Annotated in this window: 16 protein-coding genes and 1 pseudogene; 9 read left to right on the forward strand and 8 right to left on the reverse strand. The window is 71.7% G+C overall.

Translation table 11 applies throughout. The features are described from left to right. Positions 1 to 138: 138 nt before the first annotated feature. The gene (locus ACWDYJ_RS33320; protein ID WP_451569344.1) at positions 139 to 1,197 is read right to left on the reverse strand and encodes a hypothetical protein; all 1,059 of its coding nucleotides are present in this window, start codon (positions 1,195 to 1,197) and stop codon (positions 139 to 141) included. A 366-nt stretch (positions 1,198 to 1,563) separates the two neighbouring features. On the opposite strand from ACWDYJ_RS33320, the gene ACWDYJ_RS33325 reads away from it, so the two are divergent. After that, positions 1,564 to 2,205: an IclR family transcriptional regulator gene (locus ACWDYJ_RS33325; RefSeq protein ID WP_451569345.1), complete on the forward strand. Its 642-nt coding sequence runs from the start codon at positions 1,564 to 1,566 to the stop codon at positions 2,203 to 2,205. Between the two features lie 159 nt (positions 2,206 to 2,364). Next, entirely contained in the window at positions 2,365 to 3,162 is a 798-nt protein-coding gene (locus ACWDYJ_RS33330) for a S16 family serine protease (protein WP_451569346.1), read from the forward strand. A gap of 15 nt (positions 3,163 to 3,177) precedes the next feature. Here the strand turns inward: ACWDYJ_RS33330 and ACWDYJ_RS33335 are convergent, their stop codons facing one another. From ACWDYJ_RS33335 to ACWDYJ_RS33345, 3 genes are all read right to left on the reverse strand, one after another. Then, a complete protein-coding gene (locus ACWDYJ_RS33335; RefSeq protein WP_451569347.1) occupies positions 3,178 to 3,393 on the reverse strand; it encodes a hypothetical protein in 216 nt (71 codons plus the stop codon). A gap of 42 nt (positions 3,394 to 3,435) precedes the next feature. After that, positions 3,436 to 4,032 carry an ArsR/SmtB family transcription factor gene (locus ACWDYJ_RS33340; RefSeq protein ID WP_451569348.1) on the reverse strand — a complete coding sequence of 199 codons (597 nt, stop codon included), beginning with the start codon at positions 4,030 to 4,032 and terminating at the stop codon, positions 3,436 to 3,438. Positions 4,033 to 4,112: 80 nt separating this feature from the next. Further along, positions 4,113 to 4,589, reverse strand: coding sequence for an Lrp/AsnC family transcriptional regulator (locus ACWDYJ_RS33345; protein ID WP_451569349.1), 477 nt, complete (start codon positions 4,587 to 4,589; stop codon positions 4,113 to 4,115). A 123-nt stretch (positions 4,590 to 4,712) separates the two neighbouring features. Between ACWDYJ_RS33345 and hppD the strand changes: the two genes are divergently transcribed. After that, complete coding sequence (gene hppD, locus ACWDYJ_RS33350; protein WP_451569350.1) at positions 4,713 to 5,858, forward strand: 4-hydroxyphenylpyruvate dioxygenase; 1,146 nt, start codon at positions 4,713 to 4,715, stop codon at positions 5,856 to 5,858. A 117-nt stretch (positions 5,859 to 5,975) separates the two neighbouring features. Here hppD and ACWDYJ_RS33355 read toward each other — a convergent pair whose 3' ends face one another. Next, positions 5,976 to 7,547 carry a tetratricopeptide repeat protein gene (locus tag ACWDYJ_RS33355; RefSeq protein WP_451569351.1) on the reverse strand — a complete coding sequence of 524 codons (1,572 nt, stop codon included), beginning with the start codon at positions 7,545 to 7,547 and terminating at the stop codon, positions 5,976 to 5,978. A 96-nt stretch (positions 7,548 to 7,643) separates the two neighbouring features. Here ACWDYJ_RS33355 and ACWDYJ_RS33360 point away from each other — a divergent pair, with 96 nt between their 5' ends. Beyond that, on the forward strand, positions 7,644 to 9,026 hold the full coding sequence (locus tag ACWDYJ_RS33360) for an FAD-binding oxidoreductase (protein WP_451569352.1): 1,383 nt from the start codon (positions 7,644 to 7,646) through the stop codon (positions 9,024 to 9,026). Between the two features lie 29 nt (positions 9,027 to 9,055). On the opposite strand, the gene ACWDYJ_RS33365 is transcribed toward ACWDYJ_RS33360, so the two are convergent. Continuing rightward, complete coding sequence (locus ACWDYJ_RS33365) at positions 9,056 to 9,535, reverse strand: SsgA family sporulation/cell division regulator (protein WP_451569353.1); 480 nt, start codon at positions 9,533 to 9,535, stop codon at positions 9,056 to 9,058. Positions 9,536 to 9,835: 300 nt separating this feature from the next. Between ACWDYJ_RS33365 and ACWDYJ_RS33370 the strand changes: the two genes are divergently transcribed. Both ACWDYJ_RS33370 and ACWDYJ_RS33375 read left to right on the forward strand, forming a co-directional pair. Continuing rightward, positions 9,836 to 11,257 carry an RDD family protein gene (locus ACWDYJ_RS33370; RefSeq protein ID WP_451569354.1) on the forward strand — a complete coding sequence of 474 codons (1,422 nt, stop codon included), beginning with the start codon at positions 9,836 to 9,838 and terminating at the stop codon, positions 11,255 to 11,257. A 68-nt stretch (positions 11,258 to 11,325) separates the two neighbouring features. Then, on the forward strand, positions 11,326 to 12,036 hold the full coding sequence (locus tag ACWDYJ_RS33375) for an RDD family protein (protein ID WP_451569355.1): 711 nt from the start codon (positions 11,326 to 11,328) through the stop codon (positions 12,034 to 12,036). 72 nt (positions 12,037 to 12,108) lie between these two features. Here the strand turns inward: ACWDYJ_RS33375 and ACWDYJ_RS33380 are convergent, their stop codons facing one another. Continuing rightward, positions 12,109 to 12,405, reverse strand: a complete 297-nt coding sequence (locus ACWDYJ_RS33380) for a hypothetical protein (RefSeq protein ID WP_451569356.1) — start codon at positions 12,403 to 12,405, stop codon at positions 12,109 to 12,111. Between the two features lie 451 nt (positions 12,406 to 12,856). Between ACWDYJ_RS33380 and ACWDYJ_RS33385 the strand changes: the two genes are divergently transcribed. Then, the gene (locus tag ACWDYJ_RS33385; RefSeq protein WP_451569359.1) at positions 12,857 to 15,211 is read left to right on the forward strand and encodes an immune inhibitor A domain-containing protein; all 2,355 of its coding nucleotides are present in this window, start codon (positions 12,857 to 12,859) and stop codon (positions 15,209 to 15,211) included. A gap of 111 nt (positions 15,212 to 15,322) precedes the next feature. Continuing rightward, on the forward strand, positions 15,323 to 15,628 hold the full coding sequence (locus tag ACWDYJ_RS33390; protein ID WP_451569357.1) for a hypothetical protein: 306 nt from the start codon (positions 15,323 to 15,325) through the stop codon (positions 15,626 to 15,628). A 15-nt stretch (positions 15,629 to 15,643) separates the two neighbouring features. Here the strand turns inward: ACWDYJ_RS33390 and ACWDYJ_RS33395 are convergent, their stop codons facing one another. Further along, complete coding sequence (locus ACWDYJ_RS33395; RefSeq protein WP_451569358.1) at positions 15,644 to 16,228, reverse strand: nicotinamidase; 585 nt, start codon at positions 16,226 to 16,228, stop codon at positions 15,644 to 15,646. A 93-nt stretch (positions 16,229 to 16,321) separates the two neighbouring features. On the opposite strand from ACWDYJ_RS33395, the pseudogene ACWDYJ_RS33400 reads away from it, so the two are divergent. After that, positions 16,322 to 16,422 (forward strand): annotated as a pseudogene (locus tag ACWDYJ_RS33400) (amino acid ABC transporter permease); the annotation flags it as partial.

A 16,422-nucleotide genomic window follows, 5' to 3' on the forward strand; every position in this document is an offset into this window, starting at 1 on the left:
AGCACGAGTTCCACGGCGGGCCGACGGCCGCGGGTCCACGCGAGCGGGAGCAGCGCGAGCGCCGCGAGGGCGAGCGCGACGAGCGGCGAACCGACACGGACCCCGTTCTCGTTGTACTGGTGGTGCTACCGCTCAGCGTCAGGCGTTGACGCGGCGACGGCGACCGTTGCCGGCGACCAGGGCCGCGCCCATGGCGAGCGCCACGCCGGCGCCACCGAGGGCCCAGCTGGTGGCGGCGTCGGAGCCGGTCTCGGCGAGCTGACCGCCCGCGTTGGTGTTGGTGCTGCCACCGGTGTTGGTGTTGCCACCGTTGTTGCTGTTGTCGACGATCGGCGTGGTGCTGGTGCCGCCGTTCGGCTTGGTGCCGGTGTTGCCACCGCCGTTGTTGCCGCCACCGTTGTTGCTGCCGGAGACGATCTTCGACTCGACCCAGACGGTGTCCGACCAGACGGTCTCGTCGGTGTTGCTGCCACCGGCGGCGGCGATGACGATGTCGCCCTTGGGCGCGCCGGCGCTGAACTTGACGCGGACGTCGAGCTTGATCTTGCCCGTCGGGATCTGGAGGTCCTCGTTCAGCAGGGCGACCGGGGTGCCACCGTCGTCCATGATCTCGACCGGGTGCCAGGCACCGTTGTAGAAGATCTCGACCTGGGTGTTCTTCTTCGTCAGGTTGCCGGCCTCGTTGACGACGGCCAGGACGAGCACGTAGCTCTCCTGCGGCTTGTTCTTCGAGTTGTCGACGGCGATGGAGAACTTCGTCCACTCGCCGGCCTTGAAGGTGGCCGGGACGTCCTTCAGGTCGAGGACCGGACCGGTGGCGACGAAGTCCTCGTCGCCCTCGAAGTCCTCGTCCTCATGCTCGGCGACCGGCGTCTCGGCCGGCTTCTCGACCGGGGCCGGGGCCGGGGCCGGGGCCGGCGCGGCCGGGGCGACCGGAGCCGGAACGGCCGGGGTCTCGGCGGCGGGCTTGTCGGCCGGGGTCTCGGCGGCCGGCTTGGTCTCCTCGGCCGGCGTGACGGCCGGGGTCTGCGCGACGGGCTTGGTCTCCTCGACCGGGGCCGCGTCGTCCTGCGGGGCCGCGTCCGGCGTGGTGACCGCGGTGTTCTGGGTCTCGTCGGCCATCGCGGGCGTGGCCATGAGGACCGTCGGGCCCACCACGGCGGCGGCGGCGATGACGGCCATGCGCTTCAGCTTCACTTTTGCTTCTTCCCCTACGTGAGCTTGAGGCACTTGGCCCGCCGCCCCCCAGACATCTTTTTGAACATGATCAGAGTAAGGGGCCTGTAAAGCGAATTTCCGCCGTTCCAGATTACGAATTGGCACAGGCGTGCGCCGAAATCACCGTAAACCGGCAGCAGGCGCCCGGATTCTGGACGAGGTCTTCCGCTGAGCGGACCCGCTCGCTACTGTCCCCGCATCGAACGCCCCGTGGCAGCGCCGCCGCGGGAGCGCAGCCGGTGCCATGGCCGCTACCGGCGGCCTCTCCATGCGTCGCCGAGGGACCGGCGGCGCTCCCCATCGTGAGAGTCACCGCCGCCCACCGAAAAAAGAGGGAGAGGCGTCGTGACCGCGGAAACCTCCCAGACTCTCGACAGAGGGCTCAGAGTCCTCAAGCTGCTCGCCGACACCGACCACGGTCTGACTGTCACCGAGCTCTCCAACCGCCTCGGTGTGAACCGCACCGTGGTCTACCGCCTGCTCGCCACTCTCGAACAGCACGCCCTGGTCCGCCGTGACCTCGGCGGCCGGGCCCGCGTAGGGCTCGGGGTGCTGCGGCTGGGGCGTCAGGTCCACCCGCTCGTACGGGAGGCGGCCCTGCCCGCGCTGCGCTCGCTCGCCGAGGACATCGGGGCCACCGCGCACCTGACCCTCGTCGACGGCACCGAAGCGCTCGCCGTGGCCGTCGTCGAGCCGACCTGGACCGACTACCACGTCGCCTATCGGGCCGGCTTCCGCCACCCGCTGGACCGCGGTGCGGCCGGGCGGGCCATTCTGGCAGCCCGTCAGGGGGCGCTGAACGACCCCGGGTACACCCTGACGCACGGGGAGCTCGAAGCGGGCGCCAGCGGCGCCGCGGCGCCCCTGGTGGGCATCACGGGGCTGGAGGGCAGCGTGGGTGTCGTCATGCTGGCCGACGCCGTGCCGGAGCGGGTCGGGCCGCGGGTGGTCGACGCGGCGCGTGAGGTCGCCGACGCACTGCGCTGACGCCGCTCGTCGTCGTCGCCCTCGCCCTCGTCGTCCTCGTCCTGACGGTCCCGATGTCCGGCCCCGCCGTGCGCCTCGAGCGCCGGCGGGGCCGTGCTCGTGGCCCTGCCGCAGGCCCGTGGAGCCCGGACGCGGCACGGGGCCCGATAGATTGACCGGGTGCTCTCTCGCCTCACACGTCTGCCGCGTCCCGCCGCCCTGGCCGTCTGCGCCGTGCCCGTTCTCGGGCTGTTCGCCGTCGCCGCCCTCGCGCCGCTGCCCTTCGTGGTCGCCACTCCCGGGCCCACGGCCGACGTGCTCGGCTCCGACAAGGGCAAGCCGGTCATCTCCGTCACCGGCGCCTCCGTCCGGGAGACCACGGGCCAGCTCCGTATGACCACCATCCGGGCCACCGGTCCGTCCTCGACGATGAAATTGCATCAACTCGTCGAATACTGGTTCAAGCGTGACCAGGCGGTCATGCCAAAAGAATCCGTATACCCCTCGGGCGGAAGCGACAAGCAGATCGAGGAACACAATCTGGAGGAAATGGTCAAATCGCAATCGGCCGCCTCCGAAGCCGCTCTCGGCTATCTCCACAAAGACCCCAAAGAGGTGAAGGTCCAGCTCAACCTCGCCGACGTCGGCGGTCCGAGCGCCGGGCTCCTCTTTTCCCTCGGCATCGTCGACAAGCTCGACGGTGACGGCAGCGGCGGCGATCTCACCGGCGGCCGCAGCGTCGCCGGTACGGGAACCATCAGCGCTGACGGCGCGGTCGGCGCGGTCGGCGGCGTGGGCCTGAAGACCCAGGCCGCGCGGCGCGACGGGGCGAGCGTGTTCCTCGTACCGAAGGCGGAGTGCTCGGACGCGCGCTCCGAACTCCCCGAGGGGCTCCAGCTGATCCCCGTCACTTCGCTGACGGATGCGGTGAACGCTCTGCGGGCGCTGAACCGGGGACAGCCCGTTCCGTCCTGCTGACGGCCGGCCGTCGGCTCACACGGCGTGCCGCTGGATGCGGGCGTGGACGTGGGCCGGCTGCATCAGGCGTATCCCGGCGGCGACCAGGGCCTTACCGAGCCGGTTCCGCAGGGCGGGCAGCGCGGGCGTCCTGGCCGGGCGGGAGTTCTGGGCGAGGCGCCAGGCGGCGGCCTCGGCGGCGAGTTCGGCGGTGCGTGCGGCGTGGGCCCGTGCGTGGTGGAAGGTGCTCATGGCAGGACTCCTTCTGTGGAAAACAGATGGGGAAAGGGCTACTTACTCGTCGACCCGGCGCGGGAAGGCGTGCGTGTGGAAACGAACCGTCTCCATGCCTTCCGGGTCCGCGGCGGGCGGCAGATCGCGGTAGCTGTTGATCAGCTCGTGCACCTTGTGGATCAGTTCGTGGCTCTGCCCGGGGGTCAGTTTCAGCGTGAAGTCGCTGAGGTCCGTGGCGCCCCGCCACTCCGATGACCAGCTGTGTGCCTCGCCGAGCCACGTGGTCAGTTCCTGCGTGTGGATCTTCATGATCTCGGCCAGGAAGACCTCGGCCGCGCTCCGGGTGGCCGGGTCGTCGTCGGAGATCAGCGACTCGTCGAACTGCGTGCCGTCGTGAGAGGCCTTCCACCAGCGCTCACGGCCCTTGCCGTGTTCCGGTGCGTCCTCGACGAACCCGTGCGCGGCGAGCTGGCGCAGGTGGTAGCTGGTGGCCCCGCTGGACTCCCCGAATCTCTCCGCCAGTTGGGACGCGGTGGCCGGGCCGCTCATGCGCAGGGCGCCGAGGAGGCGGATGCGCAGCGGGTGGGCGAGGCCGCGCAGGGCGCGGACGTCGAGTGCGCGGACAGTGGGCTTCTCGGGCTCGGGCTTCTCGGGCATGACCCAAGAGTAGAGTTGCAAAGGGTTCTATGCAAGGACTTCTTTGCATCGTCTTCTTTGGAACTCGGGCGGCCCCTGGATCACCGGTCGTCGTCCTCCGCCGCCTGTTCGACCAGCGGGATGATCCGCAGGGGTACGGGGTTCTCCATCACGATCGCCGTCGAAGCCCGCACGATGCCGTCAAAACCGACGACGCGGTCGATCACCCGCTGGAGATCGGCGTTGGAGCGCGCCACGAGCCGGCACAGCATGTCCCCGTGCCCGGTGGTCGTGTGCAGCTCCAGCACCTCCGGTACGCCGTCCAAGTGCGCCCGTACGTCCGCGCCTTGGCCCTGCTTGATCTCCAGCGTGGCGAAAGCCGTGACCGGGTACCCCAGGGCCGCCGGATCGACCTGCGGACCGAAGCCGCGGATGACTCCGTTCGACTGGAGCCGGTCGAGCCGCGCCTGCGCCGTCCCGCGCGCCACCCCGAGCCGGCGCGAGGCCTCCAGGACCCCGATCCGGGGCTCGCGCGCGAGGAGGACGAGGAGTCGGCCGTCGAGTTCGTCGATGCCCATGGGTGCCTCCGGAGCTGGTCATACTGCACAGATCTCTCAGTCATCCTGCGGCCTGGCTGGTCAGTCTGTACAGCAAAGCAACAAACTATTGCGCAGCTTGTGGAATGGCGGGACTCTGCGCTCATGACTGAGACCCTCGACACCACCCCGCACACCGCGCGTGAGGCAGACCCCTTCCCGGTGAAGGGCATGGACGCGGTCGTCTTCGCCGTCGGCAACGCCAAGCAGGCCGCGCACTTCTACTCCACCGCCTTCGGCATGAAGCTCGTCGCCTACTCCGGACCGGAGAACGGCACCCGCGAGACGGCCAGCTACGTCCTGACCAACGGCGCCGCGCGCTTCGTCCTCACCTCGGTCATCAAGGCGACGACCGACCACGGCCGCTTCCTCGCCGAGCACGTCGCCGACCACGGCGACGGCGTGATCGACCTCGCCATCGAGGTCCCCGACGCCCGCGCCGCCTACGCGTACGCCGTCGAGCACGGCGCGCGCGGCCTGGACGAGCCGTACGAGGTCAAGGACGAGCACGGCACGGTGGTGCTGGCCGCCATCGCGACGTACGGCCAGACCCGGCACACGCTGGTCCAGCGCGGCGACTACACCGGCCCCTACCTGCCCGGCTTCGTCGCCGTCGAGCCGATGGTCGAGCCGCCGGCCAAGCGCACCTTCCAGGCGATCGACCACTGCGTCGGCAACGTCGAACTCGGCCGCATGAACGAGTGGGTCGCCTTCTACAACAAGGTCATGGGCTTCACGAACATGAAGGAGTTCGTGGGCGACGACATCGCGACCGAGTACTCGGCGCTGATGTCGAAGGTCGTCGCGGACGGCACCCTGAAGGTGAAGTTCCCGATCAACGAGCCGGCGATCGCGAAGAAGAAGTCGCAGATCGACGAGTACCTGGAGTTCTACGGCGGCGCCGGCGTCCAGCACATCGCGCTCGCCACGAACGACATCGTCTCGACCGTGCGCGCGATGCGGGCGGCGGGCGTGCGGTTCCTGGACACCCCGGACTCGTACTACGACACGCTGGGCGACTGGGCGGGCGAGACGCGGGTCCCGGTGGAGACCCTGCGCGAGCTGAAGATCCTCGTCGACCGCGACGAGGACGGCTACCTGCTGCAGATCTTCACCAAGCCGGTGCAGGACCGCCCGACCGTCTTCTTCGAGATGATCGAGCGGCACGGCTCGATGGGCTTCGGCAAGGGCAACTTCAAGGCCCTGTTCGAGGCGATCGAGCGGGAGCAGGAGAAGCGGGGCAACCTCTGAGGTTGCGGGCCCCGGGGCCGGTGCGCCGCCGCTGCCGCTTTGCGGTGCCGCCCCTGCCCCCGCCGCCGCCCGGGTGCGGCGCCGTTGCCGGGGGCTCCGTCCCCGGACCCCCGCGCCTCAATCCCCGGCGGGGCTGGATTTGGCCGACGGTGACGGCGCCGGGGTCGGCTTCGGCTTCGGCTTCGCCGACGGAGGTACCGGCTTCACCGCCGGAGGCATCGGCTTCACCGCCGGAGGCATCGGCTTCGGGAGTTCCGGGGCCACCCACGGTCTGCGCGGTTGCATGTTCTCCGGGCCGCCCGCCGCCGGCCGGCCGATCGCCTCCAGGGCCGCCTTCGCCCGCGGCCCCCGCAGCGGCGAGAAGACCGGGTTCGTCCGCAGGGCCTCCTGCAAGTGACGCCGGGCCGCCGCCTCGTCGCCGAGGTCCCGCTCGATCATCGCCCGGTGGTAGGAGAAGGCGGCGTTGCGCATGCCCAGGTCGGTCGCCTTCTTCGCGTACTCCAGCGCCGCCGTGTCATCGCCCGCCTTGTGCAGGGCCCACGCCAGCGCGTCCGCGACGTGCACGTTCTTGTGCCGCTCCCACTCCGCCGACAGTCTGCGCACCGCCACTGCCGGATCGCCGTGGTCCGCCTCGAACAGGCCCAGCACGACCTCGTCGTCGGCTCCCCGCGTCCCGTCCCGCCCCGCCAGCACGGCCAGCGTGGCGTACGGCGCACGGGCCTCCTCGTCCCGGTCCAGGGACTCCAGCAGCTCGCCCAGCTCCAGCGCCAGCCGCGGCACCGGGGTCCGCCCCAGCGCCAGCCGGTAGTCCCGGACGGCCTCCCCGTCCCGCCCCAGCGCGGCCAGCGCCCGGGCCCGCCCGCCCAGCGCCTGCGCCTGCGCCGGGTCCGTCCGCAGCGCCGCCTCGTACAGCCGCAGCGCCTCGGCCGCCTCGCCGCGCTCCCAGGACAGCTCCCCGAGCCGGAACAGTACGTACGCCTTCTCCGCCGGGGCCTTGGCCGCGCCCGACGCCTGTTCCAGGGAGGCCGCCGCGTCCTCGCGCCAGCCCCGGTCCCGGTAGACCTGCGAGGCCCTCAGGTACGCGGCCAGGCCCGGCCGCAGCTCCATCAGCCGCTCCATGGCCTTCTGGGCGTCCTTGTAGTCGCCGAGGCCCGAGTACGCGTCCACGAGGACCGGGTACGCCGTCCAGCGCCGGGGCGCCTGCGCCCGTACGAGCTCGCCCCACTTGCGCGCCGTCCCGTGGTCCCCCCGGGCGTTGGCCAGCGCTCCCATGGCCGTCATGGCGTCGAGGTTGCCCTTCTCGGCGGGCCGGACCGCCAGTGACCGCTTGAGCGCCTTCTCCGCCTTCGGGAACCAGCCCGGATCGGCCGTGCGCCGCGCCTCCTCCAGGTACGCCGAACCGAGCACCGCCCACGAAGCGTGGTCGTCCGGGTGCGCCGCGACCCACTTCTCCCGGTCCGCCACCAGCGCCGTCAGGTCCACGGCCGCGGCCGGAGCGCCCATGCCGACCGCAGACGCGGCCCGTTCACTGGGTCCCGGCGGTCGCGCGTCGTCGCCCGTGCGGGCAGGGCGGATCAGCAGGGCCCCGGCGATCAGGACCACCGCTACGGCGGCCGCCACGAGCGTCTTGCGGCCGGTGAAGGTCACGGGCGGCGCGGGCTGCTGCGTTTCGTCGTCGATACGGTCCATGGGTTCACTGTGCGTCAATATGAAGAGCTCGCCGAGGTGTCCGAAGAGGGTCGCGGCCGTGTTCACACCGATGGCCCCGGCTGCCACGCTGGCCCCATGGATGACGATCGCTCCGCACAGCTCATCGCGCGCCTCCTCGAAGGCCTGCCTCCCGAGGCCGTCCACACCGACCCGCAGGTGACCACCTCCTACGCCACCGACATGGCCGGCTTCTGCGCCGCCGGAGCCCCGGCGGCCGTCGTCCTGCCCAGGACCGTGGAGCAGGTCCAGCACGTCCTGCGCACCGCCACCGCCCTACGGGTCCCCGTGGTCCCGCAGGGCGCCCGTACGGGCCTGTCGGGCGCCGCCAACGCCTCCGACGGCTGCGTCGTGCTGTCCCTGGTGAAGATGGACCGGATCCTGGAGATCTCCGCCGTCGACCGGATCGCCGTCGTCGAGCCCGGCGTGGTCAACGCCGTCCTGTCCCGGGCCGTCGCCGAACAGGGCCTGTACTACCCGCCCGACCCCTCCAGCTGGGAGCAGTGCACCATCGGCGGCAACATCGGCACCGCCTCGGGAGGCCTGTGCTGCGTCAAGTACGGGGTCACCGCCGAGTACGTGCTGGGCCTCGACGTGGTCCTGGCCGACGGGCGCCTGATGAGCACGGGCCGACGTACCGCCAAGGGCGTCGCCGGATACGACCTCACCCGGCTCTTCGTCGGCTCCGAGGGCACCCTCGGCGTCGTCGTGCGGGCCGTCCTGGCGCTGCGGCCCGCCCCGCCCCGACAGCTCGCCCTGGCCGCCGAGTTCCCCTCGGTCGCCGCGGCCTGCGAGGCCGTCTGCGCCGTCATGGAGGCCGGACTCGCGCCGTCGCTGCTGGAACTCATGGACCGTACGACCGTCCGCGCCGTCAACGACCTCGGCAAGATGGGGCTCCCCGACAGCACCGAGGCCCTGCTCCTCGCCGCCTTCGACACCCCGCACGCGCCCGACGAGCTCGCCGCCGTGGGGGAGCTGTGCACGGCCGCCGGAGCCACCGCCGTCGTACCCGCCGAGGACGAGGCGGAGTCCGAACTGCTGCTCCAGGCGCGGCGCATGTCGCTGACGGCCGTGGAGAAGCTGCGGCCCGCCACGATGATCGACGACGTGTGCGTACCGCGCTCGCGGCTCGCCGAGATGATGGACGGAACCGCCGCCATCGCCCGCGCCCACGACCTGCTCATCGGGGTCGTCGCCCACGCCGGCGACGGCAACACCCACCCCGTGGTCTGCTTCGACCCCGCCGACGAGGACGAGACGCGGCGGGCCCGCCGGTCCTTCGACGAGATCATGGCGCTGGGCCTGTCCCTGGGCGGGACCATCACCGGCGAGCACGGCGTCGGCGTCCTGAAGAAGGACTGGCTGGCCCGCGAACTGGGTCCGGTCGGCCTGGAGATGCAGCGCAACGTGAAGCGGGCGTTCGACCCCCTCGGGCTGCTGAACCCCGGCAAGCTCTTCTGAACCGCCCGCACCGGGACCCGTAACGCGCCTCACAGGTCCCCCTCGGCGGGCTCGTCCGACGGCCAGGGGTCGCGCAGCCACAGGTCGTCGGCCGGGGTCGGGGTGAGCAGCTCGGCCAGCGCCGCGTCCAGGCCGAGCCGTTCGGCCTCGCTCCCGGGCGGGACCACGCGCAGGGTGCGCTCCAGCCAGGCCGACACCGAGGCGGCGGGGGCCTCCAGCAGGGCGTCGCCGTCGGGGGAGCTGAGCGCCATGCAGAGCACGGGCTTGTTGTCGACCTTCGTGGGCCAGACCCGCACGTCACCGTGGCCGCACGGGCGGAACACCCCCTCGACGAGCAGCTCGCGGGCGAAGGTCCAGTTGACCGGCATACAGGAGCCGGTGTGGAAGGTCACGTGCACGGCGTACGGGTCGTCGGTGAGGTAGAGCAGCTTGGCGGGGACGGGGATGCTGCGCTCGGGGGACAGGACCAGCTTGAGTTCCAGCTCGCGCTCGATGACGGGGTGGTGCATGGCGGCCTCACTTCGGTGCGTTCGGTTCCAGTGCGGGACCGGACCGGCCCCACACCCGCAGAGAGCCCCCGCGGGGCCGGGTATGACGCGACTTCGGGCAGCGGATCGAGGATTGGCCGAAATCTGTCGGCTGACCGAAAACACCGGTGCGGGGCGGGGTCGCGGCGAGGTGGGAGGCGAGGTTCCCCCGAACGCTTGGAATCTCCCGTTACCGGACCTGGCGGCAGGGGGTTCTTGGCTATGGTCCTCCCCTTGGGTCCTCCCTGAACAAGCCTCAAGCCACGATCGGAGTTGGGGACATTGACGGCCTCCCCTGGTGACGGCGAGCACGCGGCCCGCGAGGGCTACTATCCCGATCCGTCCATTCCCGGGTACGTCCGGTACTGGAGCGGCGCCTCCTGGGTTCCGGGTACGAGCCGCCCCGCCGCCCCCGCGGACGAGACCGGGCCGGTGTTCCTGGACGAGACCTCCGTGACCGAGACGCTGCCCGAGCCGGCACGTGCACCCGACCCCGAGCCCGACCCCGAACCCGAACCCGAGGCGGTGGGCTGGCAGGCCGACCCCCTGCACCAGGCCGGCTTCGGCGGCTCCCGCGACGCCCGGGTGTCCTGGGGCGGCCCGGCGGAGCCGGAGAGCCGCCCGGCGGGGATCTCCCTGGCCCGGGGAGCCGTACCCGCCGGGGCGGTCACGGCCGGCGCCACCGCCCGGCGGCTCCCGGCGCAGGCCCCGGCCGAGAGCGTGGGCATCCTGTCGGCCCGTTCCCCCGCCACGCCCGCGCTGCCCGCCCTGCCCTCCGCGCCCGCCGCGCCCTCCGCGTCCTCCGCGCCCGCCGCGCCCGCCCTGCCCTCCGCGCCCGCCTGGCCGGACGCTCCCGGAGGCAGCGGTTCCGGCCTGACGTCGTCCTGGCCCGAGGCGGCTCCGGCCCCGTCGGCCGCCGCCACCGCACCGGCCGCCCCCCGCCGGGACGCCGACCGTCGCGCGGAGGTGCTGCTCGGGGCCGCCGAGGTCCGCTCCGCCCGGCCGCTGCCCACCGCGCCGCCCCTGCCGGAGCCCACCGTCTGGCCCCCCGCCCCCGCCCCGGCCGAGCCAGGCCCGCAGGCATCCCGCCACCCCGAGGCGGCCCGTACGGCCGTCGCGCCCCCCGCCCCGCCCCTGCCGGACCCGGGGCCCGGGACCGGGGCAAAGGCGCCTGCCGCGGCCGAGCGCCCCGCGAAGTCCACCCCCCGGGCCGTGTTCGAGCGCATGGCGGAACGGGCCGTGCGCCCCGCCGGCCTGGTCCGCCGGCTCCTCGCCCGGGCCGTGGACTCCCTCGTCCTCGCCGGGGTCGCGGCGGCCGTCGCGCTGCCCCTCGTACCCCTGGTGCGCGCGCATCTCCAGGCCAAGGTCGACGCCGCCCGGATCGGCGGACGCACCACCACCGTGTGGCTGCTCGACGCCACCACCACCGGTTACCTGGGCCTCGTCCTGGCGGCCGTCCTGCTCTTCGGCATCCTCTACGAGGTCCTGCCCACCGCCCGCTGGGGCCGCACGCCGGGCAAGAAGCTGTTCGGGCTGCGCGTCCTGTCCACCGCCACGCTGCGCCCGCCCCGCTTCGGCGCGGCCCTGCGCCGCTGGCTCGTGTACGCCTTCCTCGGCCTGCCGGGCAGCCTCTGGTGCCTCGTGGACCGGCCCCGCCGCCAGGCCTGGCACGACAAGGCGGCGAGGACCTACGTAGCCAGGTAGGCCCAGGGCGTCCCCCGAACGGACGCCGTCCCGTTGCGAGGCCGGCGGCCCCGGGTTCGACTCGGGCCATGAGTACCGATCAGCCGCCGCCGGGCCAGCCGCCCGAGGACGACCCGTTCCTCAAGAAGCCCCAGGAGCCGACGCCTCCGTCGGGCGGTTCGCCGTACGACACGCCGCCGCCCGGCGGAGGCGGAGCTCCCCCGCCCCCGCCCCCCGGCGGTACGGGCGGCGGCGGATATCCGCCCCCGCCGCCCCCCTACGGCGGGGGCGGCGGCTACGGCATGCCCGATCCGCTCGCCGGGATGCCCCCGCTCGCCGACTTCGGCAAGCGGCTCGCCGCACGCGTCATCGACCTGCTGATCATCGGCATCCCGCTGTTCCTGATCCGGCTGCCGTTCGGCACCGAGCGGTACGTGGTCGACACGGAACGGGGCGAGGACGTCACCGAGGTCATCACCCGGTCGTACGACGGCACGGGTCTGCTGTGGACGCTGATCGCGATCGTCGCCTACGTCGGCTACGACTGGTGGATGACCAAGACGGACGGCCGGACCCTGGGCAAGAAGGCGATGGGCCTGCGCGTCGCGATGCTCAACGACGGCAGTGTGCCGGGCTCCAACGCGGCCCTCGGCCGCGCCGCCATGCTCTGGATCCCGACGCTGGTCTGCTGCTTCTGCCTGTGGCCGCTCGCGCTGATCGTGTCGATGCTCATCGACAAGCCGTACAAGCAGGGTCTGCACGACAAGGTGGCCAAGACCGTGGTGGTCAAGTCGACCTGAGTCTCGTACACACGCTGTGCCGGCGGGCGGCCGTCCCCGAGGGGGGTGGCCGCCCGCACCGACGTGCGCGGGTCAGTGGTGTACGGGGTGCTCGGCGGTCGACGTCTGCGGCTCTGGGGCCCGGGGCGCCGCGGCGGGCGCCGGCGCGGGGGCCGGTACGACCCGCTCCGCGGGGCGGGCGGCGTGCCGGCCGCGGCGGCGCGGAACGGGCACGGTGAGGGCGACCAGCAGCCCGAGGGCGAGCGCGGCGGCGGAGATGACCGCGACCCCGAGCCCCGTGCGCGTCTGCGAGAGCAGCAGCATGGCGATCGTCGACACGATGACGGTGGCGGTCCCGTAGGCGAGCTGTGCGGCAGTCGGACGCGGCATGGCGTTTTCCGTCCTCAAGGCGGGGAGGGGGAGTCGGCTCAACTGGTCGCGCGTCAAGTGACTCTACGACGGTGGATTCCCGAGTGGGACCAACCGTAAGCACGACCTCACGCACAGCGGCGGAGCACGGGGGGCGCACGGGGTCACGCGCCCGCCCCCACCCGGGCGGCGTGAAGCGCCCTTCGCCCCGGAAGGGGCCACTATGGCCCGGGAACGTCCGCATAACGGAACTGACTGACCGCATAGTGCAGTTGTAAGGAACAAGTCAAGGTCTGTCTTTTCTCTCGACTCTCCGGTCAAATGTCGTCACTTGAGACGCGCGCCGCGCGGAACCCCCCGCTCCTATGGAGAAGTTCCGACCTACGTTGCGGCCGCGGGAGGGGAACGACGTCAAGTGACCAGCAATTCCACCAGGCGACGCGCGCTGCGCGCCGCCGCCGTCGGCGTGACCATGGCCGCCACCGCGGCCTCGGCCGCCTTCTTCACCACGGCCGCCCAGGCCAACCCGTCGCCCTTGGGCGCTCCGGCCGCCGACCACCAGGACCCGACCTCCTCCTCCAAGGAGAAGGTCGACCACGACCTCGACGGCCCGTTCAGCAAGCAGCAGGCGCAGCAGCGCGAGGCCGCCCTGGACCAGGTACTGACGGGCAAGAAGGACGTCGAGCAGCGCGGCGCCTCCAAGGTCGTCAAGCTCGACGACAACAAGTACGTCGAGCTCGGCCGCGAGAAGACCGACAAGATCTTCACGATCCTCGTCGAGTTCGGCGACCAGGTCGACAGCACGACCATGTTCGACCCGGACGGCCCCGGCCCCAAGCCGTCCGTCCCGAAGTACGGCGGCACGCCCGGCCCGATGCACAACACCATCGCGAAGCCGGACCGCGCCAACGACAACAGCACCGCCTGGCGCGCCGACTTCAGCCGCGACTACTTCCAGGACCTGTACTTCGGTACGGGCGAGGGCAAGCACTCGCTGAAGACGTACTACGAGAAGACCTCCTCGGGCCGCTACTCGGTCGACGGCGAGGTCTCCGACTGGGTGAAGGTCCCGTTCAACGAGGCCCGTTACGGCTCGAACTACTGCGGCCAGAGCAACTGCTCCAACGTGTGGGACACCGTCAAGGACGGCGTTCTCGCGTGGACGCAGGCCCAGCAGAAGGCCGGCAAGACCGACGCCGAGATCAAGGCGCAGCTGGCCCAGTACGACCAGTGGGACCGCTACGACTTCGACACCGACGGCAACTTCAACGAGCCCGACGGCTACATCGACCACTTCCAGATCGTCCACGCGGGCGAGGACGAGTCGGCCGGCGGCGGCGTGCAGGGCACCACCGCGCTGTGGGCGCACCGCTGGTACGCGTACGGCACCAGCGCGGGCAAGACCGGCCCGGAGAACAACAAGGCCGGCGGCGCCCAGATCGGTGACACCGGCATCTGGGTCGGCGACTACACCATGCAGCCCGAGAACGGCGGCCTCGGCGTCTTCGCGCACGAGTACGGCCACGACCTCGGTCTGCCGGACCTCTACGACACCTCCGGTGGCGGCGAGAACGGCGTCGGCTTCTGGTCCCTGATGTCGGCGGGCTCCTGGCTCGGCACCGGCAAGGACTCCATAGGCGACCTCCCGGGCGACATGACGGCCTGGGACAAGCTCCAGCTGGGCTGGCTGGACTACGACACGGCGAAGGCCGCGACGAAGTCCACCCACAAGCTGGGTGTTTCGGCGTTCAACACCAAGGACAAGCAGGCGCTGGTCGTCGAGCTGCCGAAGAAGCAGGTCAAGACCGACATCGTCGCTCCCGCCGAGGGCTCCTCGCAGTGGTGGAGCAACATGGGTGACGACCTGAAGAACACCCTCACCCGGTCGGTCGACCTCACCGGCAAGTCCTCCGCCGCCCTGTCCCTCAAGGGCTGGTGGGACATCGAGGCCGACTACGACTACCTCTACACCGAGGTGTCCACGGACGGCGGCGCCAACTGGACCGCCCTGGCCGGCACCGCCGACGGCACGGCCCTCCCGGTCGACGCGGCCGGCAGCCCCTCGCTGACCGGTGTCTCCGAGTCCTGGAAGTCGCTGAACTTCCCGCTCGACGCCTACGCGGGCAAGAAGATCGACCTCCGCTTCCGCTACCAGACGGACGGCGGCGCGGGCGGCAAGGGCTTCACGGCCGACGCCGTCACCCTCACCGCCGACGGCTCCCCGCTGTTCACCGACGGCGCCGAGGCCGGCGACAACGGCTGGACCGGCAAGGGCTTCTCGCGCATCGGCGCCGGCTTCACCAAGGAGTACGAGCAGTACTACCTGGCCGAGAACCGCCGCTACGTCTCGTACGACCAGACCCTCAAGGTCGGCCCGTACAACTTCGGCCACGGCAACACCCGTCCGGACTGGGTCGAGCACTACCCGTACCAGGACGGCCTGCTGATCTGGCTGTGGGACAAGTCCCAGAAGGACAACAACACCAGCCAGCACCCGGGTCAGGGCCTGATCCTGCCGATCGACGCCAACGCCAAGCCCATGAAGTGGTCGGACGGCACCCTGCTGCGCAACAAGATCCAGCCGTACGACGCGGCGTTCAGCGCCTACTCGACGGAAGCGTTCACCCTGCACAAGAACGGCGAGCCGCTCTTCCTGAAGCCGAAGCCGGCCAAGCTGGTCTTCGACGACCGCAAGGGCACGTACTACTACGACGAGAACCCGACCGGCTCGGTGAAGGTCACTGACACCAACACCAAGATCAAGATCACCAAGGAGACCTACGACGGTCTCGTCATGACGGTCGAGGTCGGACCCTCCACGAAGTAACTCGCAAAACCGCAGGTCAAAGCATGATCGGCCGTCGCCCTCTAGCGGGCGGCGGCCGATCACGTTTAGATGCGGGGTGCCAGTGTCCTATTGACGGGGGAGATGACAAGCATGCCCGGTGGAGGTTTCGTCAGATTGCCAGGCGGCAGCGTGGTGGTCGCGCTCATGCTGCCGAGGCCGTCTGGAGAAGGCGGAAATGTCCGCGTACTCGTCCACGCCGCGAACCGGGCCCGCGCCCTGACCAGGCTGCGGAACCTCGGCATGCGGGCGGTCTACCTGCGCGGCAACGCCCAGCCCCCGACCCCCGACGAGATCACGGCCGTCCTGCACCACCCCGACGGCCTCCTCTGGCGCTGCGCCCCCGACCGCGCCTCCGAACTCTGGCACCCGATCCGCGCCCTCCTGGGCGGCGCCTGAGTCTTCGCGGGGGCCTCAGCCGCCGATCAGGCCCACCCCGGCGCCCCGGAGCTCCTCCAGGGCGCGGGCGGTGGTCCGGGGGGCCACGCCGGCCGTCAGGTCCAGGAGCACGCGGGTGGTGAAGCCCTCGCGGGCGGCGTCGAGGGCGGTGGCCCGCACACAGTGGTCGGTGGCGATCCCGACGACGTCGACCTCGCTCACGCCGCGCTCGCGCAGCCACTCGGCCAGCCCGGTGCCGTTCTCGTCGACCCCTTCGAAGCCGCTGTACGCGGCCTCGTACGCGCCCTTGTCGAACACGGCGGCGACGGAGCCGGACGCGACGGCGGGCGCGAAGTTCGGGTGGAACCCGACGCCCTCGGTGCCGGCCACGCAGTGCACCGGCCAGGAGGTCTCGAAATCCGGCTCGGCCGGGGGGTGCGCGAAGTGCGCTCCCGGATCGATGTGGTGGTCGCGGGTGGCGACGACGTGCCGGTAGCCGGGCGTGGCCTGCCCGATGAACTCGGTGATCGCGGCGGCGACGTCGGCCCCGCCGGTGACCGCGAGGCTGCCGCCCTCGCAGAAGTCGTTCTGTACGTCGACGACGATCAGTGCGCGGTGCATGTCGCGTGTCCTTCGGCTTGATGGTGTGCGGTGTCCGGCGGGCCCTGCGGGGGGCTCCTCCCCCACCCCGGAGGCGGAAAACCAGCCCCGCCGGCGTTTGAGGACGCCAACTCCACCCCCATCCTGGTCGCGGGCCTGTGCTACCTCCTCGTGACCGTGCCGCTGAGCTTCGTGGTGCGCCGCCTCGAGGCCCG

The organism is Streptomyces sp. NPDC003042, assembly GCF_053591315.1.